The sequence below is a fragment of the Rhizobium sp. SVR5-2C genome (assembly GCF_056755115.1).
Genome location: NZ_JBNDHT010000019.1, coordinates 18,467 through 36,558, shown reverse-complemented (window position 1 = coordinate 36,558; position 18,092 = coordinate 18,467). Strand labels below are relative to the sequence as shown.

The following is an 18,092-nucleotide window of genomic DNA, read 5'->3' as shown; positions in this document are numbered from 1 at the left end:
AAGCCTACTGGAAGAGCTTAGCCGCCGGAGCAAGCCGGCGGCAATAACACTTTAGTGCGCCGCGTCTTCCGCCGCCTCGGCCAGCAGGCCGAAGACGTAGTCGGAAAACGATCGCCAGCATTCGACCCGGAACAGATCGTCATCAGTACGGAAGATCACGACTTCCGCCTTGCCGAACAGCGTGCGCGAGCATGCGCCGACTGGAAAGGCGTTTATCGACAGGTCCTGAGGGCAGCCGGCAGAAAGCGTTGCCTCGGCGCCCGGGCCAGAAACATTGATGGCGACGTTGCGATGCGAGACATCCGTGGCAGAATGCAGCACGCCTGCGTTGGCAAGGCTCGCCATCAGGTCTGCACCGCTTTCGTCGATCACCAGCCATTCATCCGGACCAAGCCAGAGTGCCGAGCGCCACTCCTTGCGGCCGGATGTCTTCGGCGCATTGGGAATGGTGACGCCGAGTGCGGCGGAAAGTCCGGCAAGCGACTCCTGCGGTGCACGAAGCGCAACGCGCGTCGCCGTGGCCGCTGGTCTCAGGCGAACGGTTGCCGAACCGCCCTGACGACCGGAAAGAGCGGATTTGCGAATTGCCATATCAACCATTGATCCGGCCTCCTTCCTTGTCAAAGAACACCATGTCGGTCACCTCGACGGCGATTGTCTTGTCCGGCATTGGCACATAAAGGGTCTCGCCCATGCGCGCGCGGCCGCCGGCGACCAGCGCAAACGCGATCGACTTGCCGAGGTTTTCCGACCAATAGGACGAGGTCACATGGCCGAGCATCGTCATCGGCTTCGGCGCGTTCGGATTGGCGACGATCTGCGCGCCTTCTTCCAGGACCAGCTTCGGATCCTTGGTGACGAGGCCGACGAGCTGCTTGCGGCCATCCTTCACGAGGTCCGGCCGTTTCAGCCCGCGAATGCCGACGAAATCCGTCTTCTTCTTAGAAACGGCCCAGGAAAGACCGGCATCATCCGGCGTCACCGTGCCGTCCGAATCCTGTCCGACGATGATATAGCCCTTCTCGGCGCGAAGCACGTGCATCGTCTCCGTGCCGTAGGCGCAGGCGCCGAGTGGCTCTGCATTCGCCCAGACGGCTTCCAGGACCGACTGGCCGTAGTCCGCCGGAACGTTGATTTCGAAGCCGACTTCACCGGTGAACGACACGCGGAAGAGACGGGCCGGCACGCCCATGACCTTGCACTCGGCAACGCTCATATGCGGGAACGCCTCATTCGAAATATCGAGCCCTTCGACGAGCGGCGCGACGATCTCACGCGCCTTCGGGCCCTGGACAGCGATGACGGCCCATTGCTCGGTAGCCGATGTCAGCCATACCTTGAGATGCGGGAATTCCGTCTGCAGATAGTCTTCCATGTGGTTGAGAACGCGCGGCGCGCCGCCTGTTGTCGTCGTCACATGGAACCGATCGTCAGCCAGCCGCCCGACGACGCCGTCGTCATAGATGAAACCATCTTCGCGCGTCATGATGCCATAGCGGCACTTGCCCGGCTTCAGCGTGTCCCAGGCATTGGTGTACATCAGGTTCATGAACTCGGCCGCATCCGGACCGACGACCTCGATCTTGCCAAGCGTCGAGGCATCGAAGACACCCGCGACGTCGCGAGCCGTCTTGCATTCGCGGGCGACGGCCTGATGCATGGTCTCGCCAGCGCGCGGATAGAACCATGCGCGCTTCCAGTTGCCGACATCCTCGAACACGGCGCCGTGCTCTTCTTCCCACTGGTGCATCGGTGTCTTGCGGGTAGGATCAAAGAGCTCGCCGCGCGAATGGCTGATCAGCGTACCGTAGGTGACGGGGGTATAGGGCGCACGGAAGGTCGTGAGGCCAACCTGCGGGATTTCCTTGCCAAGCATCTCCGCAGCGATCGCCAGACCGTGCATGTTGGAAAGCTTGCCCTGGTCGGAGGCCATGCCGTTGGTCGTGAAGCGCTTGATGTGCTCGATCGAATGCATGCCTTCGCGCACCGCGAGACGGATATCCTTAGCGCAGACATCGTGCTGGAAGTCGATGAATGCCTTGGCGCTTGTTTCCGGTCCGGCGCCTTCGGCGGCACCGATCATGCCGCCCGTCCAGTCGTAGGTCTGCTCGGCCGAGATGCTGATCTTGCCGCCGCCCGATTTGCCGACGGCCTGCGCCATCAGTTCACCGGCTGCCAGGGACTCTTCAATGGTCTGCTGCAGATCGTCCGTGCCATTGCAGGCACCCACGGAGAGGCAATCCTGCGCGTAGGTTCCGGGCAGGAAGCGCTGCGTTTCCGGCTCGAATTTCACCTTGCCGCGCGACTGTGAGAACAGATGCACCGACGGCGTCCAGCCGGCCGAAACCAGCAGCGCGTCGATTGCGATCTTGCGCGGCGAACCGCCGCCATTGCGCGCGACAGTCATCGAGGAGACGCGCAGTTTGCCCGAGGTGTTGATGACGGATTGTCCGGTCAGCACGTCGATGCCGAGTGACCGCGCTTCGGCAAGAACCGTAGCGCCCGGAGTCTGGCGGCAATCGACGATCGCGGCAATCGCCACGCCGGCACGCTTCAGATCGAAGGCAGCCTCGTAGGCCGAGTCATGAGCGGTATAGACACCGACCTTGGTCCCAACGGCAACGCCGTAATGGTTCAGATACATGCGTGCTGCCGAAGCAAGCATGATACCCGGACGGTCATTGTTCGGGAACACCATGTGCCGCTCGATTGCGCCGCCTGCGAGGATCACCCTCTTGGCGCGGACCTGCCACAGACGCTCGCGCGGGAGATCGCGGGCAGGCCGGGCGATATGGTCGGTCACGCGCTCGGCAAGACCGATGAAATTGTGGTTGTAGTAGCCGAAAGCGGTCGTGCGGGTCAGAAGCTGCACATTCTTCATCGCCTTCAGCTTCGCCGCTGTCCGCTGCGCCCAGGCATAACCATCTATGCCGTCGATCTTCACACCGCTGTCGAATCGCAGCGCTCCACCGACCTCTGCCTGCTCTTCGCAGATAATGACCTTGGCACCCGCCTCAGCCGCAGCGAGGGCTGCGGAAAGACCGGCAACGCCCGCACCGGCCACAAGCACGTCGCAATGCGCAAACCGGCTTGCATAATGATCCGGATCGTCTTCCGTTGGTGCGACGCCAAGGCCGGCTGCCCGGCGGATCATCGGCTCGTAAAGACGCATCCAGGCGCCCTTCGGCCACATGAAGGTCTTGTAGTAGAAGCCGGCCGCGAAGAACGGCGAGAACGCATCGTTGATGCCGCCGATATCGAAGGCGAGCGACGGGAAACGGTTCTGCGATTTGACGGTCATGCCGTCGAAGACTTCCTGAACCGTGGCGCGCACGTTCGGCTGCTTGCGGGCGCTGTCGCGCGCAACGTCGATCAGAGCGTTCGGCTCTTCTGCGCCCGCCGAAAGGATGCCGCGCGGCCGGTGATACTTGAAGGAACGGCCGACAAGATGCACGCCGTTCGCAATCAGTGCCGAGGCGACGGTATCGCCTTCGAGCGCCGTGTAGCTCTTGCCGTCGAAGGTGAAGCGGGCGGTTCTGGCGGGCGTCAGGCGCCCCTTGCCCAAAATTCGGTTCGCGCCGCTCATTTCGCCTCTCCTTCCAGCGCTTCGTAGGTTTCGACGGGAATGTGCGGAACGCTGGCTGCTCCTATTTGAGGTTTCGGCTCGCCGGCCTTGTACGTCGTGATGAACTTGTCGCTGACGGTGTCGCGCGCTGCATTGAAGAAGCGGCCACAGCCGTGCATGTGCCGCCAGCGCTCGAAGATGAGTCCCTTCGGATTGTCGCGCAGGAAGAAATACTCTTCGAACTCCTCGTCGGAAATCGAGGCGATATTCTGGGGTCGCGCTATGTGCGCGTCGCCGGCGCCACGGAATTCGAGCTCGGAGCGCTCTTCCTGACAGTATGGGCAGTAGATGAGTAGCATGGATGTCCTCGTGTCAGTGCGCGACGGCAGCAGCGGCGGCTTCGTCGATCAGGCGACCGGTGCGGAAGCGTTCCAGTGTCAGCCCGGCATTGAACTTGTGCGGCTCATCGCGGGCGATCAGATGCGCAAACAGATTGGCCGACCCCGGCGTCGCCTTGAAGCCGCCCGTACCCCAGCCGCAGTTGACGTAGAGTCCCGGAACCGGCGTCTTCGACTGGATCGCCGAGCGGTCCGGCGTGTTATCGACGATGCCGCCCCAGGAGCGCATCATCTTCACGCGGCGGAACATCGGGAAGAGCTCGCAGATGGCATCGAGCGTATGCGTGATGATCTGCAGGCCTCCGGTCTGGGAGTAGGAATTGTACTGGTCCGTGCCCGCGCCGATGACGAGTTCACCCTTGTCGGACTGCGAGATATAGGCGTGCACCGTGTTGGACATGACCACACAGGGAAAGATCGGCTTCAGGGGTTCGGAGACCAGGGCCTGCAGCGGGCTCGATTGCAACGGCACGCGCACGTCCGCCATCTTCATGACCGTCGTCGTGTGGCCGGCGGCCGAAACGCCGATCTTCTTCGCGCCGATATAACCGCGTGTCGTTTCTACCCCCACGACGCGCCCATCCGGACCGCGGCGGATGCCGGTGACTTCGCAATTCTGGATGATGTGCACGCCGCGATCCGAGGCCGCACGCGCGTAGCCCCAGGCAACCGCATCGTGACGCGCCGTACCGCCGCGACGCTGGAGCGCTGCACCGTTGATCGGGTAACGCGCCGTTGCCGAGATATCGAGCGGCGGGCAATAAGCCTTGGCCTGCTCCGGCGTCAGCCATTCGTTGTCGATGCCGTAGAGACGGTTGGCATGGATATGCCGCTTGAACGACTGCTGATCGTGAATGTTGTGCGAGAGCATCATCACGCCGCGTGGTGAATACATCACATTGTAGTTGAGATCCTGCGACAGGTTCTCCCAGAGCTTCATTGAATGCTCGTAGATGTGCATGCTCTCTTCATAGAGATAATTCGAGCGGATGATGGTCGTGTTGCGGCCGGTGTTGCCGCCGCCGAGCCAACCTTTTTCCAGCACCACCACATTGGTGATGCCGTGCTCCTTGGCAAGGTAATAGGCGGCTCCCAGGCCATGCCCGCCACCGCCGATGATGACGACATCGTATTCCGCGCGCGGCTCCGGCGAAGTCCACTGCTTCTCCCAGCCCTTGTGGGCTCTGAGCGCTTCCCGTGCCACCGCAAAAACCGAGTATTTCCGCATCCGCCTTCATCTCCTTCAGGGAAAGGCATTTCTTCCGTGGCCATACAAATCGCAAATCGAAATGCGGCACAACGTTTCTTTTGCGACGCGAACGGGCTTTTGTTTGACATGCGTGAAACAAGTGGCTTGCCAGCTGGTCCCGCCTCCGGTCTGGCCGGGGATTAGTCCCTCTAACCCATGCGGGTAAGCAGACGACCAACAGAAGCACATGCTAATATTCCTAAGTTTCGGGGGTGTTCCATGTCGTATCTGCGTTCTGCCACAGCCACGCTCCTCTGCGCGGCGCTTATAAGCCCCATGCCGGCTACAGCGGCCGAGCCGGTCGGCCAGGCGGTTAAGATCAAGACTGAAGTGACCGGTCAATCGGGACCGCTGGTCGTCAATTCTGCTGTCCACCGCGACGAGCGCATCCGAACGTCGCCATCCGGCCTCGGGCAGTTTGTTTTCCGCGACGGTTCGAAGCTTGCCGTCGGCTGGGGCTCGTCAGTCGTCATCGACAAATACATCTTCGACGATTCGCAAACAGTCAAACAACTGAGCATCAAGGCGGCGAAGGGGACGTTCCGCTGGATCAGCGGCAGCTCGAAATCGTCCGCCTACTCGATTCTTACGCCCGCAGGCACGATCGGCGTGCGCGGCACGGCTTTCGATTTCTATGTAGGACCCAACGGCACGACGGCCATCGTGATGCTGAATGGCGCCGCACAGCTTTGCGGCCCCGGCGGCTGCCGGCAGCTCACACGGCGCTGCGACTGTGTCATTGCCACGCCCAGAGGTTCCATGACGGATGTGCGGCCCGTCAACCAGGCCGTCCTCCAGTCGCTCGGAACGGAGCGAGCGCTTCCCTTCCTTTCGGGCATTCAGGCCCTTTCAGGGATGATGGGCGGGGGCTGCGGAATGACCGCCGCCTTGCAGCGTCGCCCCGACACCCGTCAGCAGCAGGCACCCAGGATCCGCGCCCCGGAACCGCCCCCGCCCGAGAAGCCGACGCCTCAACCCGAAAAACCGGGGGAGAAACCGCGTGACCATGTGGATAAGCCGCATGACCATGCCGACAGACCGCATGATCCCGACGAGCCTAAAAAGTCAAATGATCATCATCGGGATCATCACGACAAAGGTCGAGATCATCACGACAAAGGTCGCGATAAAGCCGATCGATCCGATGGCAAGGATGGTGACAGGGATCGCGGCGAACGGAACCGCCATCGTTGAAACCTCATTCGGCCGGACGCGCTTCCTCAGAAATCGGCTCATCACGGAAATGATCCGCCCGGCGGGAAATCCGCCGGTAGAATTCCGCAAGAGCAGGGGCCATCGTTACGAACTTGTGCCTGATGGCACCGATGATCCTGCGAGTCTGCTGCGGTGAGTGCAATCGCAATGCCTCAACGAGTTGCCTGTGGAACTGCTCTAGTTCGGCAAAGTCCGGCGATTTCGCCAAGCGCTCATCCCCGACCACGGCGAATAGCCGCGTACGGCCGCTTTTCCCCTTCAGGCCGATGGTGCCCGCATCAAGTAAGGCTGAGCCCAATTGCTTCGCCGTATTCTCCGAGATCAGAATATCGAAGCCGACTTCCTTGCAGGACGATTCGATGCGCGCAGCGACGTTTACAGCATCGCCCACGGCCGAATAGTTGAAGCGCGTTTCAGCGCCCATGTTCCCGACGCAAGCAAGCCCGGTATGGATGCCGATGCCGATCCCAACCGGCTGATCCTTTCCAAAGCCGAAGGCATCGGCGGCATTCAGCGCGGCAAGGGTCTCGCGCATCGCAAGTGCGGCGCGCACCGCCTTCGTCTCGTGATCGGCAACATCGACCGGAGCATTCCAGAAAGCCATGATCGAGTCGCCGATGAATTTGTCGAGCGTACCCTCATTGGCAACGACATGGCGGCTCAGTGCATCGAGCAGCGTGTTCAGGAATCCGACGACGGCCGTCGGGGGCAGGCGCTCGCTGATTTCCGTAAAATGGCGCACATCGACAAACATGACCGTCAGTTCCCGGTCATCGCCGCCGAGCCGCAGCGCACCCGGTGTGTGCTCGATACGATAAAGGAGTGACGGTGAGAGATATTGCCCGAAGGCGCGGCGCACCTCGCGCCGCTCCCGGTCGATCACAAGGATGCGAAACGAGGTCGCTGCGAAATGCGCGATCGAGCCACTCACAATTGGCGCCAGCGGATCGAAAAGAAGTCCGGCGTAGGAGAAGCAAAGCCATGAGGCGACGAAAGCAAGCGCCGTAATCGTCAGCCCGCAGGCCAGCGCCACCGCAGGGCTGACGAAGGTCGTCAATACGACCAGAAGGCTACCCAGCGCCGCGACGGCAAATATCTCCAGGCCATCCGCCCAATCCGGCCGCGACAGATAGCGGCCGTTCAAGATCTGCTCGACGGTCTGCGCGTGCAGTGAAACGCCCGGCACGTTCTCTCCAAGCGCGGTGACACGGATATCCTGCAACCCGGCAGCCGACGTGCCGACAAAGACGATACTGCCATTGATCGCGGCGCTGACCTCCGGAGAGACGCCGTTTGCGGCAAGCACATCCCGCGCTGAGATATATCTCTCCGCCCGATCGGGGCTGACGTAGAGCCAAAGTTCGCCCGCAGCAGTCACGGGAACGACAAGGTCGCCGATCTTGGCCGATGTTATGATTCCGGGCACATCCGGTGCGCCCGCCACGACATACGTCGACGCGCCTTGTGCGACGCGCAGCGCTTCGAGGGCCAGGTTCGGATAAAACTGCTCGCCGTCTGTCAGAAAGAGGGGAATCGCACGCACGACCGGGGAAGGATTGCCGGGATTGAGGCTGATATGGCCAAGTCCGGTAGCATTCGCTTCAAAACGTGGCCGCAACGGCGTTGCGGCCTTGAGATATGGAGGCGCCGTAATAGGGCTTTCGCCGGTAAAGGCAAAGCCCGCCTTGACGGGTGGACGATATGTTCCCTCATTGGACAAGCCGAAGCCGAGCACGACAGGCTTGCCGGCCATCGCATCAGCGAAAATCTCGTCGTTATCCGGCAGTTGTGCCAGCAGCTCGGGATCAACGCCGCTTACCGTACCGACGACGGCGCGTGGCGAAAGCCGGTCAGGCTCGGCAAAGAGGATGTCAAAAGCGATCGCCGCCGCGCCCATTTCAGACAGTCTGTTGACGAGCAGAGCCAGTCTGTCCCTCGGCCACGGCCATTGACCGAATTCGCGCAGCGATGCCTCATCGATATCGATCACGCGAACCGGGAGGTTTTCGAACGGGCGCGGTGATATGCGCTGATATTCATCGAAGCTCACATCGCGGATCGAACGCAGGAACTGCGGATCGCCGGCGCGGAGGAACGTGAGCAGCGCGACGATCGCCAAACCGATGATGACGCCGATTTGCTGCGTGCGTGTCATGCCTAGATGACGTCCCCCGATGCTGCAAGCCATTCAGCAAGGAAGAACGCTACCCCGCTTTCGAAGCGAAAGCCATCTAATGATGAGGCTGGTGCGCATCATTAGAGCGAGATAGTCGTTGATCAGGGACGTGGAAATACGGCTGGGTAAACGGTGCGGGCAGACAACAGGATCAGCGCTACCGCATCGGAACCTTATTGCGTGGAAGATCTGGCGGAAGCCTTGCGCTTCCGTTTGGGTGCTGGCGGCTCGGGCTCGGCTTCCGCCTCCCGCTGCAGCCGAAGTGCTTTCAGCTTCTCCGTCTTTTTTTCACGCAGCTTTGCTTCGTCTGCAATAATGGCCCGCGCCGTATGGTCCGTCGCTTCGGCCTTGTCGCGGGCCGACATCTTCGTAGCGTTGAAGAATTGGTCCTTGCTTGCTGTCATTCGCTCCTCCCTTGAATGGTTTTGAGCAATTGGGCTGCGCCCCAAGCGGGCCTCAACGCTTGTGGACGGCCTTTTTCGGCATCGGCAGCAAGCCTTCCCGCTGCATTTGCTTGCGCGCGAGCTTCCGCTGGCGGCGAATAGCCTCGCTCTTTTCGCGGGCGCGCTTCTCGGACGGCTTTTCATAGGCGCTGCGCGCCTTCATTTCACGAAACAGACCTTCACGTTGCATCTTCTTCTTGAGAACGCGAAGAGCCTGATCAACGTTGTTATCCCTGACGAGAACTTGCAAAATCTTATCCTTTCGTTGGCAATGACGCCGCACTGTGAATGGCTGGAGACGTTACTTTCGCATCTTAGTGCTGAAAGTCTTCAGCCAAGGCCCCGTTTCGGACGTTTGAATTGGCTGAGCGTCGGCAACACCCGGCGGAGATTCGGAGGCATCGATATCAAGCGCGGTTATTCTGCGCTCGAAGTTTTCGGCTTCAAACCGGACGCGGTACTGCGCCTGGCCATGGTCGTTTGGCAAAATTCCGACGACCTCACATCGCCGGTCGGCAGCCGCAGTTCGGGTAAGGCCGGACTTTAGCACCACAAAATCACCGACTTTATAGTTCGGCTTTGGCATCACGTCACCCCTTCTAACTTCAGATGGCCGGATTGCCTAAACAAAAAGGCCGGGCGTTTCACCCGACCTCTTCCCGTCATTCAGCCTGCTGCCAGTACATCCGTGGTCAGCTGAGGCAAATGACAAATCATGCGGCCTGAAGGTTGTCCGCGGCGTTCTTGCCTGATTTTTTGTCCCGGACGAGATCGTAGCGGATCTTCTGACCGTCGGACAGCGTGCTCATGCCGGCGCGCTCCACGGCGGAAATGTGAACGAAGACGTCCGTCGAACCATCATCCGGCTGAATAAAACCAAAACCCTTGGCGCTATTGAACCACTTGACTGTGCCTGAATTCATGAACGATCTCCTTTCAATCGTTGCTTTGCCCGGAGAGACATTCCCCCGGTTCTTATCGATGTTGAGAGGAAATCTGACGGAGCGCTTCAGCGCGTGGACAAAGGTCACAAGCAATATTCGACGTGCTACATATAGGTGCATTTTCGGATAGGGCAATAGCCCATGCAGTCGCCGCCCTCCACGCCAGGCGGGATGGCGTGAGCCGCAACCGGCCTTTTTTCGCGGTAGAAAACCATATCTGTCTGGACTTCCTGCCATCGTTCTGTTATCCCGCATCACCAATCGCAAGGCTCCGGCCGCGCGAACAATATTTTTTTGCCTCTGGCGCTGCGCCGCCGCTGGCGTCAACCAAAACCAAAGGAACGTGATTCTCGTGCAGGTACTCGTCCGCGATAACAATGTCGATCAGGCTCTCCGCGCTCTCAAGAAGAAGATGCAGCGCGAAGGCATTTTCCGCGAAATGAAGATGCGCGATTACTACGAAAAGCCGTCGCAGAAGCGCGCTCGCGAGAAGGCCGAAGCCGTTCGCCGCGTTCGCAAGCTGGCTCGCAAGCGGGCGCAGCGCGAAGGTCTGGTCGCACGCTAAGCGGTACCGTCGTTATTTCGACGTTTTCAGATGCATGTTGGCGGGGGCGATTACGTGTCGCCGCCGCCTTTTTAATTTGCCGCTGAGAGATCGCATATCCGATTGCCCCCGGATATGACGCATGGGGAAAGCGCACAAATGATTGATTCCTTGCTCACCTCGCCTCGGTCCTTGACTGCACCGAAGGCGGCGTTGCTACCAGTGTTCGCGGTTTTCGCCGCAATCGCACTTGCCGGCTGCCAGACCGATAACGCTTCCGATGCCGTGATCCGCATCGACAAGGCTCAGGGCTCCCAAGAGAACATCGCCTCGCTGACCTCGGTGATCAACGCCAATCCCAAGGATCCTGAAGGCTACAATGTTCGAGGTTCAGCCTATGGTCGCGCCGGCCAGTTCAAGGCCGCACTGAACGATTTCAATACGGCTCTGCAGATCAATCCACGCTTCTTTCAGGCCTATGCCAACCGCGCGCTCGTCTATCGCAACATGGGGCAGCAGCAGCAGGCGATCGCCGACTACAACACGGCGCTTCAGATCAACCCGAGCTACGACGTCGCCTATATCGGCCGGGGCAATGTTTACCGCCAGGCCGGCCAGGATGATGCCGCATTCAACGATTTCGGCCGCGCCATCCAGCTCGGCACGACCGATGGCCGCGCCTATCACAATCGCGGCCTGATTTACCAGAAGCGCAATGAACAGGACAAGGCGATCGACGACTTCTCGAAGGCGATCTCGCTCGCTCCGAATTCACCCGAGCCCTACAATGGCCGCGGCATCTCCTATATCGCGCTGAATGACGACGACAACGCCTTCGCCGATTTCAATCACGCGATCGAGCTTAACGGCAACATTGCCGAGTCCTGGGCCAACCAGGCGCTCGTCTATGAGCGCCGCGGCGACAAAGCCAAGGCCGCTCGCTCTTATCGTCACGCAGTCGCTCTCGATCCTAAATACCAGCCGGCCCGCGACGGCCTTGCCCGTGTCGGGGCAGCCACCAGCGGCTAATATCGGCGGTTGATGGAGAACACGGCGATGGGGACGAAACAGCATGTGATCGTCGTCGGCGCTGGTATCATTGGTGCGTCAATCGCCTGGCATCTCACGAAAGCCGGTGCCAGTGCGACGGTCGTCGCAGAGGAAACCGGCGGCGTCGCGACCCCCAATTCCTTCGCCTGGATCAATGCAAGCTGGGGCAATCCGGAGTTCTATTTCCATTTCCGGCGTCGATCGATGGGTGAATGGAAGCGGCTCGCCGCCGAGCTTCCCGGCCTGCCGCTCTCCTGGTGCGGCAGCATTTGTTGGGACCTGCCCGCCGATCGATTGGAGGCTTACGCGAAGGAACATAGTGGCTGGGGTTACGGAATCGAGCGGCTCGGCAGCAGAGAGATCTCCGCCCGCGAGCCCTATCTTCGCAATCCGCCCGATTTTGCCGTTGCCGTGGCGGAGGAAGGGGTCGTCGAACCCCTCGCAGCAGCGCGGATGATGCTCGCCGACGCGGAGGCCGGTGGCGCGAAATTCGTGACTGCCGCCGTCAGCGGCCTGATCCGCAGCGGCGAGCGCATCACCGGCGTCGTCACTTCGGCAGGGATGATCGAAGCGGATCACGTTGTATTGGCCGGCGGTAGCGGCACTGTGGCGCTGGCAGCCAGCGCCGGCATCAGGGTGCCGGTCAAGTCCGTGCCCAGTTTCATCGTCCATTCACGTCCCTTCGAGCGACGACTGAACGGTCTGGTCATCATACCCGGCTTGGAGATGCGCCAGACGGACGAGGGGCGGCTCGTTGGCTGCAGCAGCCATCAACAGGACCAGGAGCCGGGCGAACAGGCCGAGGATATTTTCTCGCGCCTAAAAGGCATGCTCGCCGGCGCCGAGGGCCTGAAAATGGAGTACGCGGCAATAGGCTATCGCCCTATCCCAGAAGACGGTTTCCCGATTATCGGCAGCTGCGGCTTTGGCGGCCTCTATGTCGCGGTCATGCATTCTGGCGTAACGCTCGCGCCGCTGGTTGGCATGCTTACAGCAAACGAGATTCTGTCAGGCCAGATCGACGCCAGCCTTGCCCCGTTCCGGCTCTCCCGGTTCGCCTGACGGAGCATTTGTACGATAGATTACAATTGCCTAGCTCGGCAGCTTTAGTGTGTTGCAACCAGCGCTCGCTCCCCCTAACATGGCCGTGCTCCGATAGTAGGCTATCGGAAAATGCGACCATGTTTAGGGCACCGGGGGCGGCGATGCAGTTTTTTGCTATCGTACCTGTTTGCGAAAAGCGTAACGAGCAACTCGCTTTCGAAAGCTTGCAAAGATTGCGCCGATGAATCTGCGCGGGCGGTTGTTTCCCAAGGCGTCGATCGGCACCTACCTCATCGCAATGGCGGTCTCGATCGCCGTGCCTATCTTCGCGTTTGTCGCCCTCTTGCTTCTGCAGCTCGAGGACAATCAACGCACGACGCTCAGACGCGAAACTGCGCAGGACGCGTTGACCCTCTCCCGCGTGATCGACCGGCAGCTGCAGGATATGGCAACGACCCTTCGGCTGCTGTCGACCTCCCCTGAGCTCGAGAACAACGACTTCGCTTCGTTTCATCAACGCACCGAAACAGCCCTGCGCGGCGACACGGTCTACGTGATCGCCGTTGATAGAAGCGGTCAGCAACTTCTGAACACGCGCCGCGACTTCGGCATGCCGCTCAGCAAGATCGCAAACATGCCTGCGCTGGAATCGGCCCTCAAATCGGGCCGCATCGAGGCGTCCGATGTCTTCAAGGGCGCGACGAGCGGTGAATGGGTTTACAACGTCACGATGCCGCTCGACGCTGGTAAGGTTGCGGCGCTGATCGTCACGCAAAATGCCAAGGATCTCGCCAAACTTGTCACGACCCAGGAGCTTGCATCCGGCTGGTCCGCAGCGGTCATCGATCAGGCCGGTCACGTCGTGGCCTCAAGCGGCCTTGCAAGCATCGCTCCTGGGACGCCCTTCGACCCACGCATCCTGCCATCGCTTACAGCCTCAAGCGGCGTCTTCGAGGACAAGACCATTCTGCCTGATCAGCTCCTGGGTTATGCACAAATTTTTGGTTGGTCCTGGAAAACGGTGGTCTGGGGACCTGTTTCTACGGCGCAGGCATCGATACTCACGACATGGCGCTTCCTGATCATCGGCGGCATCGCGCTCCTTTTGGTCGCCGTGCTTGCAGCCTATGCCGTAGCGCGGCAGGTGCGCACCACAATTCGCGACATTGCCGACATGGCAAACCGGATGGGCCAGGGCGATATCGTTGCGCCGATTGATACTGCGGTTATCGAGGCGAACCAGGTGGCCGTCGCGCTATCCAACGCCTCCTTCGATCGAAGCCAGACGGAAGACCGGCTGCATTTCATCATGCACGAGCTGATCCATCGCACAAAGAACCTGCTGTCTTTGGCGCAGGCAATGATGCGCCAGCTCGCCAAACAGGCTGACAGTGTCGAGAATTTCCAAACTGCCGTTTCCCATCGTCTCGATGGGCTCGCCCGCTCGATAGAGCTTTTGACGAGCGAGCAATGGTCAGGGGCGTCGCTCCGTCGGGTCATCGATATTCATCTGCAGGCCTTCCCGCAGGCGGCCGAACAGATCGAGATTTGCGGCGAGGATTTTGTCGTCAAGCCTGAGGCAGTCCAGAATCTCGGCTTGGCGCTCCACGAACTGGCAACCAATTCTGTGAAATATGGCGCGCTTTCCGTTCCGCACGGCCGGGTCTCCTTTTCCTGGACCAAGATTCCCGTCGAGGACCAGCCCGAGCTTATGCTGCGCTTCGTTTGGGAAGAGCGGAACGGCCCCGCAGTCGTTGCACCGTCTCAGTCCGGATTCGGTACCACCGTGATCAAGATACATGCCGCTGCCGCCTTTCGCGGCACGGTTGAGGTGGACTACCTGCCGAAAGGCCTGATCTGGACGCTCACTGCTCTTCTCAGCACGCTCGAGCGCAAATGACGCCGTCGGCGCGGAGCCAGCGGCAGCTATCTGGCAAGTCCCCGGAGATGCAAAGGGCTGCACAGGCGAAAACAAAGGGCGCGGCGTAAGCCGCGCCCTCATTCTGATCGAGCATTCGCAGCTGAGTGGTACTCAGTGATTGATCGCCTTGTTGATCTCCTCGGTGACCTTTTTCGCGTCGCCGAGCAGCATCATCGTGCCGTCCTTGTAGAACAGCGTGTTATCGATGCCGGCATAGCCGGAGCCCAGAGAACGCTTGACGAAGAGGCAGGTCTTGGCCTTATCGACGTCGAGAATCGGCATGCCGTAGATCGGCGAGGTCTTGTCGTCGCGGGCAGCTGGATTGGTCACGTCGTTGGCGCCGATAACATAGGCGACATCGGCCTGCGCGAACTCCGAGTTGATGTCTTCGAGTTCAAACACCTCGTCGTAAGGCACGTTCGCTTCGGCCAGCAGCACGTTCATGTGACCGGGCATGCGGCCCGCGACCGGATGAATTGCGTATTTGACCTCGACACCGGCCTTCTTCAGGTTGTCGGCGAGCTCGCGAAGCGCGTGCTGTGCCTGGGCGACAGCCATGCCGTAACCCGGCACGATGATGACCTTGGAGGCATTCGCCATCAGATAAGCGGCATCTTCCGCCGAGCCGAGCTTGACTGTCTTGTCGGAATTGTCGGCACCGCCCGCTGCCGTCTCACCGCCGAAGCCGCCGAGGATGACGGAGATGAACGAGCGGTTCATACCCTTGCACATGATATAGGACAGGATGGCGCCCGAAGAGCCCACCAGCGCGCCGGTAATGATCAGCGCGAGGTTACCGAGCGTAAAGCCGATGCCGGCGGCGGCCCAGCCTGAATAGGAATTCAGCATTGAGACGACGACCGGCATGTCGGCGCCACCGATCGGCACGATCAGCAGCACGCCGAGTGCCAGCGAGAGCGCCACGACCGCCCAGAAATCGAAATGGCTTTCCGTAGCAGCGAGCCCGACAATAAAGAGCACGATCAACGCCAGCAGTGCGATGTTGATGATGTGCCGGAACGGCAGGAGGATCGGCTTGCCGGACATGCGGCCGTCAAGCTTCAGGAAGGCGATAATCGACCCGGTAAAGGTAAGGGCACCGATCGCAACGCCGATCGCCATTTCTATGCGCGCTTCGGTGTGGATTTCTCCGATATTGCCGATCCCGAAGGAAGACGGCGTATAGAGCGCAGAAGCGGCTACCAGGACGGCGGCGAGGCCGACGAGAGAATGGAAGCCGGCGACCAGTTGCGGCATCGAGGTCATCGGGATGACGCGGGCGATATAGGCGCCTGCGCCGCCGCCAATCGCCAGACCGAGCACGATCAGCACGAAACCGATGAAGGATGGCGTCGCCAGCACCAGCGTCGTGAGGATCGCGATCCCCATGCCGATCATGCCGTAGAGATTGCCCTTGCGGCTCGTCGCCGGGTGAGAAAGGCCGCGGAGCGCCAGGATGAAAAGCACGCCGGAGACAAGGTAAAGGAAAGCTGCGATATTGGTCATTCGTCCGGCCTCACTTGTCCTTCTTGCGGTACATCGCCAGCATGCGCTGCGTGACGAGGAAGCCACCGAAGATGTTGACCGAGACAAGAACCAACGCGACGAATCCGAAGCCGGTCGCAAGCCCGCTTGCCGAAATACCGACCGCAAGCAGCGCGCCGACGACGATGACCGAGGAGATGGCGTTGGTCACCGCCATCAGCGGCGTGTGCAACGCCGGCGTCACAGACCAGACGACGTAATAGCCGACGAAGATCGCCAGCACGAAGATCGCCAACTGGAAAACGAAGGGATCAATCGCGCCCCCCGTTGCGGCACTTGCGGCCTCCGGGGCTTGCGCGGCGGCAGTGACGACCGCGGTGACCGCCTGATCGAGCTGCTCCAGCGCTTTGTCCATTGCTTCACTGGCCATCAGCTATCCTCCTTCTTCGCACCGCCGAATGCCGGATGCACCACGTCGCCCGCATAGGTCAGCATTGTCGCCTTGATGAGTTCATCGTCGAGGTTCAGGACAACGCTTTTCGTTTCCTTGTTGACCATGGTCTCGAGGAAGGTGACGAGGTTTCTGGCATAAAGCGCCGAAGCGCTTGACGCCACTCGGCCCGGCATATTGGCAAAGCCGATCACCTTGACGCCTCCGACATCGGTAATTTCGTCTGCAACCGCACCCTCGATATTGCCGCCGCGCTCGACCGCCAGGTCGACGACAACCGCGCCGGGCTTCATCGACTTTAGCATCTCGCTCGAAACGAGCCTGGGCGCTGGCCGCCCGGGGATAAGCGCAGTCGTGATGACGATGTCCTGCTTGGCGATGTGATCGGCAACGAGTGCCGCCTGCTTCGCCTGATAGTCCTTGGACATTTCCTTGGCATAGCCCCCGGCGGTTTCGGCCGCCTTGAACTCGTCGTCCTCCACGGCGATGAACTTGGCGCCGAGCGAGGCCACCTGCTCCTTGGCAGCGGGGCGAACGTCGGTGGCGGAGACAGAAGCACCGAGACGTCGCGCGGTCGCGATCGCCTGAAGGCCAGCGACGCCAGCACCCATGACGAAGACCTTGGCTGCCGGGACAGTCCCTGCCGCCGTCATCATCATCGGCATGGCACGGTCATATGCCGCTGCCGCTTCGATGACGGCCTGATAGCCTGCCAGGTTGGCCTGCGAGGAAAGGACGTCCATCGACTGCGCGCGGGTGATGCGCGGCATCAGCTCCATGGCGAAGGCGGAAAGGCCGGCTTTCGCCATGCCGGCGATCGCTTCGTCGTTTCCATAGGGGTCCATGATGGCGATAACGACTGCACCGCTCTTGTAGCCTGTGATTTCTGCCGCGGTGGGACGGCGAACTTTCAGCACCACATCGGCAGAGGCCGCATCGCTTGCCAATCCGATCCGCGCGCCGGCAGCTTCGAATTCGCTATCCGGTATGCGCGATAGATCTCCAGCGCCTGCCTCGACGACAACGTCGAAGCCGAGATTTTTTATTTTCCTGACAGTTTCGACAGAGGCCGCAACACGCGCCTCGGAACCGGTCGATTCTCTTGCAATGAAAACAATATTGCCCAACTGCCCTCCTCCGGGTCAGCCAGACCGCCGCGCTGTCTCACGCTTAGGCCAAGCACCTATCAAGAATTTGGAAATGCCGCTTCTGCCGCGCGGTCAGCGCAGCAGGAAGACGCCGGCAATAAGAATGATGAGGAATACCAGGAGCCCGCCCAGAAGGCCGCCGCCGGTGAAAAAGCCGACCGTCATGCCAAGCAGCAGGGCAATGATAGCCAGGGAGCCGAACTTCGCGGCCGCAAGGAACAGGTTGTAGGTTGCCTCGTGTTCTTTGTAGTCCATCGGTGCGCCAACTTCGGCGGGTCCCGTGTGCTCTTCGGCCATCTATCTCATCTCCCTCCAATGCCCCTCGCATGCGTGATGCGTGCCAGCTGAATGCCATGATCCCCTGGCCATTGCGAGCGGGCTAATCCCATTCAGGCCTTACACAAAGCTTGGGAGAAGCGCAATGGATCGGAGTATCGCAGAATCCCGACTTTTTGCCTT

The 18,092-nt window shown here is 60.6% G+C and carries 18 protein-coding genes; 5 read left to right on the top strand and 13 right to left on the bottom strand.

Annotated features, from left to right (window positions below):
* Window positions 1-51: 51 nt before the first annotated feature.
* Genes ACPYOI_RS07995 through ACPYOI_RS07980 form a run of 4 tightly spaced genes read right to left on the bottom strand, consistent with a single transcriptional unit; the run spans window position 52 to window position 5,191 of the window.
* Window positions 52-600 (bottom strand): sarcosine oxidase subunit gamma, encoded by a 549-nt coding sequence (locus ACPYOI_RS07995; RefSeq protein ID WP_481416343.1) that lies wholly within the window; start codon window positions 598-600, stop codon window positions 52-54.
* Window positions 593-3,586 (bottom strand): sarcosine oxidase subunit alpha, encoded by a 2,994-nt coding sequence (locus ACPYOI_RS07990; protein WP_481416344.1) that lies wholly within the window; start codon window positions 3,584-3,586, stop codon window positions 593-595. Before ACPYOI_RS07990 ends, ACPYOI_RS07995 begins: the two co-directional genes overlap by 8 nt.
* Entirely contained in the window at window positions 3,583-3,924 is a 342-nt protein-coding gene (locus tag ACPYOI_RS07985; protein ID WP_481416345.1) for a sarcosine oxidase subunit delta, read from the bottom strand. The genes ACPYOI_RS07990 and ACPYOI_RS07985 overlap by 4 nt, the downstream gene beginning before the upstream one ends.
* Before the next feature lie 13 nt (window positions 3,925-3,937).
* On the bottom strand, window positions 3,938-5,191 hold the full coding sequence (locus ACPYOI_RS07980) for a sarcosine oxidase subunit beta family protein (protein WP_481416346.1): 1,254 nt from the start codon (window positions 5,189-5,191) through the stop codon (window positions 3,938-3,940).
* A 240-nt stretch (window positions 5,192-5,431) separates the two neighbouring features.
* Here ACPYOI_RS07980 and ACPYOI_RS07975 point away from each other — a divergent pair, with 240 nt between their 5' ends.
* Complete coding sequence (locus tag ACPYOI_RS07975) at window positions 5,432-6,406, top strand: FecR family protein (RefSeq protein WP_481416347.1); 975 nt, start codon at window positions 5,432-5,434, stop codon at window positions 6,404-6,406.
* Between the two features lie 4 nt (window positions 6,407-6,410).
* Here ACPYOI_RS07975 and ACPYOI_RS07970 read toward each other — a convergent pair whose 3' ends face one another.
* The 5 genes from ACPYOI_RS07970 to ACPYOI_RS07950 form a co-directional block, all read right to left on the bottom strand.
* On the bottom strand, window positions 6,411-8,582 hold the full coding sequence (locus tag ACPYOI_RS07970) for a CHASE2 domain-containing protein (protein ID WP_481416348.1): 2,172 nt from the start codon (window positions 8,580-8,582) through the stop codon (window positions 6,411-6,413).
* Between the two features lie 194 nt (window positions 8,583-8,776).
* Complete coding sequence (locus ACPYOI_RS07965; protein ID WP_481416349.1) at window positions 8,777-9,007, bottom strand: hypothetical protein; 231 nt, start codon at window positions 9,005-9,007, stop codon at window positions 8,777-8,779.
* Window positions 9,008-9,059: 52 nt separating this feature from the next.
* Entirely contained in the window at window positions 9,060-9,296 is a 237-nt protein-coding gene (rpsU, locus tag ACPYOI_RS07960) for a 30S ribosomal protein S21 (RefSeq protein WP_481416350.1), read from the bottom strand.
* A 51-nt stretch (window positions 9,297-9,347) separates the two neighbouring features.
* On the bottom strand, window positions 9,348-9,632 hold the full coding sequence (locus ACPYOI_RS07955; RefSeq protein ID WP_481416351.1) for a cold-shock protein: 285 nt from the start codon (window positions 9,630-9,632) through the stop codon (window positions 9,348-9,350).
* 127 nt (window positions 9,633-9,759) lie between these two features.
* Complete coding sequence (locus ACPYOI_RS07950) at window positions 9,760-9,969, bottom strand: cold-shock protein (protein ID WP_168831432.1); 210 nt, start codon at window positions 9,967-9,969, stop codon at window positions 9,760-9,762.
* A gap of 373 nt (window positions 9,970-10,342) precedes the next feature.
* On the opposite strand from ACPYOI_RS07950, the gene rpsU (ACPYOI_RS07945) reads away from it, so the two are divergent.
* From rpsU (ACPYOI_RS07945) to ACPYOI_RS07930, 4 genes are all read left to right on the top strand, one after another.
* Window positions 10,343-10,555: a 30S ribosomal protein S21 gene (rpsU, locus tag ACPYOI_RS07945; protein ID WP_003585885.1), complete on the top strand. Its 213-nt coding sequence runs from the start codon at window positions 10,343-10,345 to the stop codon at window positions 10,553-10,555.
* Between the two features lie 138 nt (window positions 10,556-10,693).
* A complete protein-coding gene (locus tag ACPYOI_RS07940; RefSeq protein WP_481416352.1) occupies window positions 10,694-11,563 on the top strand; it encodes a tetratricopeptide repeat protein in 870 nt (289 codons plus the stop codon).
* A 27-nt stretch (window positions 11,564-11,590) separates the two neighbouring features.
* Entirely contained in the window at window positions 11,591-12,646 is a 1,056-nt protein-coding gene (locus ACPYOI_RS07935; protein WP_481416353.1) for an NAD(P)/FAD-dependent oxidoreductase, read from the top strand.
* 223 nt (window positions 12,647-12,869) lie between these two features.
* A complete protein-coding gene (locus ACPYOI_RS07930) occupies window positions 12,870-14,528 on the top strand; it encodes a sensor histidine kinase (protein ID WP_481416354.1) in 1,659 nt (552 codons plus the stop codon).
* Window positions 14,529-14,660: 132 nt separating this feature from the next.
* On the opposite strand, the gene ACPYOI_RS07925 is transcribed toward ACPYOI_RS07930, so the two are convergent.
* The 4 genes from ACPYOI_RS07925 to ACPYOI_RS07910 form a co-directional block, all read right to left on the bottom strand.
* A complete protein-coding gene (locus ACPYOI_RS07925; RefSeq protein WP_168831428.1) occupies window positions 14,661-16,055 on the bottom strand; it encodes an NAD(P)(+) transhydrogenase (Re/Si-specific) subunit beta in 1,395 nt (464 codons plus the stop codon).
* A gap of 10 nt (window positions 16,056-16,065) precedes the next feature.
* Window positions 16,066-16,464, bottom strand: coding sequence for a proton-translocating transhydrogenase family protein (locus ACPYOI_RS07920; RefSeq protein WP_168831427.1), 399 nt, complete (start codon window positions 16,462-16,464; stop codon window positions 16,066-16,068).
* Complete coding sequence (locus tag ACPYOI_RS07915; protein WP_481422746.1) at window positions 16,464-17,612, bottom strand: Re/Si-specific NAD(P)(+) transhydrogenase subunit alpha; 1,149 nt, start codon at window positions 17,610-17,612, stop codon at window positions 16,464-16,466. The genes ACPYOI_RS07920 and ACPYOI_RS07915 overlap by 1 nt, the downstream gene beginning before the upstream one ends.
* 93 nt (window positions 17,613-17,705) lie before the next feature.
* On the bottom strand, window positions 17,706-17,930 hold the full coding sequence (locus ACPYOI_RS07910; protein WP_481416356.1) for an aa3-type cytochrome c oxidase subunit IV: 225 nt from the start codon (window positions 17,928-17,930) through the stop codon (window positions 17,706-17,708).
* Window positions 17,931-18,092: the final 162 nt, after the last annotated feature.

Excerpts from the sequence above, each read along its gene's own strand:
- ACPYOI_RS07995 (WP_481416343.1), bottom strand. The coding sequence starts at position 600 with ATGGTTGATATGGCAATTCGCAAATCCGCTCTTTCCGGTCGTCAGGGC.
- ACPYOI_RS07990 (WP_481416344.1), bottom strand. The coding sequence starts at position 3,586 with ATGAGCGGCGCGAACCGAATTTTGGGCAAGGGGCGCCTGACGCCCGCC.
- ACPYOI_RS07985 (WP_481416345.1), bottom strand. The coding sequence starts at position 3,924 with ATGCTACTCATCTACTGCCCATACTGTCAGGAAGAGCGCTCCGAGCTC.
- ACPYOI_RS07980 (WP_481416346.1), bottom strand. The coding sequence starts at position 5,191 with ATGCGGAAATACTCGGTTTTTGCGGTGGCACGGGAAGCGCTCAGAGCC.
- ACPYOI_RS07975 (WP_481416347.1), top strand. The coding sequence starts at position 5,432 with ATGTCGTATCTGCGTTCTGCCACAGCCACGCTCCTCTGCGCGGCGCTT.
- ACPYOI_RS07970 (WP_481416348.1), bottom strand. The coding sequence starts at position 8,582 with ATGACACGCACGCAGCAAATCGGCGTCATCATCGGTTTGGCGATCGTC.
- ACPYOI_RS07965 (WP_481416349.1), bottom strand. The coding sequence starts at position 9,007 with ATGACAGCAAGCAAGGACCAATTCTTCAACGCTACGAAGATGTCGGCC.
- ACPYOI_RS07955 (WP_481416351.1), bottom strand. The coding sequence starts at position 9,632 with ATGCCAAAGCCGAACTATAAAGTCGGTGATTTTGTGGTGCTAAAGTCC.
- ACPYOI_RS07950 (WP_168831432.1), bottom strand. The coding sequence starts at position 9,969 with ATGAATTCAGGCACAGTCAAGTGGTTCAATAGCGCCAAGGGTTTTGGT.
- ACPYOI_RS07940 (WP_481416352.1), top strand. The coding sequence starts at position 10,694 with ATGATTGATTCCTTGCTCACCTCGCCTCGGTCCTTGACTGCACCGAAG.
- ACPYOI_RS07935 (WP_481416353.1), top strand. The coding sequence starts at position 11,591 with ATGGGGACGAAACAGCATGTGATCGTCGTCGGCGCTGGTATCATTGGT.
- ACPYOI_RS07930 (WP_481416354.1), top strand. The coding sequence starts at position 12,870 with ATGAATCTGCGCGGGCGGTTGTTTCCCAAGGCGTCGATCGGCACCTAC.
- ACPYOI_RS07925 (WP_168831428.1), bottom strand. The coding sequence starts at position 16,055 with ATGACCAATATCGCAGCTTTCCTTTACCTTGTCTCCGGCGTGCTTTTC.
- ACPYOI_RS07920 (WP_168831427.1), bottom strand. The coding sequence starts at position 16,464 with ATGGCCAGTGAAGCAATGGACAAAGCGCTGGAGCAGCTCGATCAGGCG.
- ACPYOI_RS07910 (WP_481416356.1), bottom strand. The coding sequence starts at position 17,930 with ATGGCCGAAGAGCACACGGGACCCGCCGAAGTTGGCGCACCGATGGAC.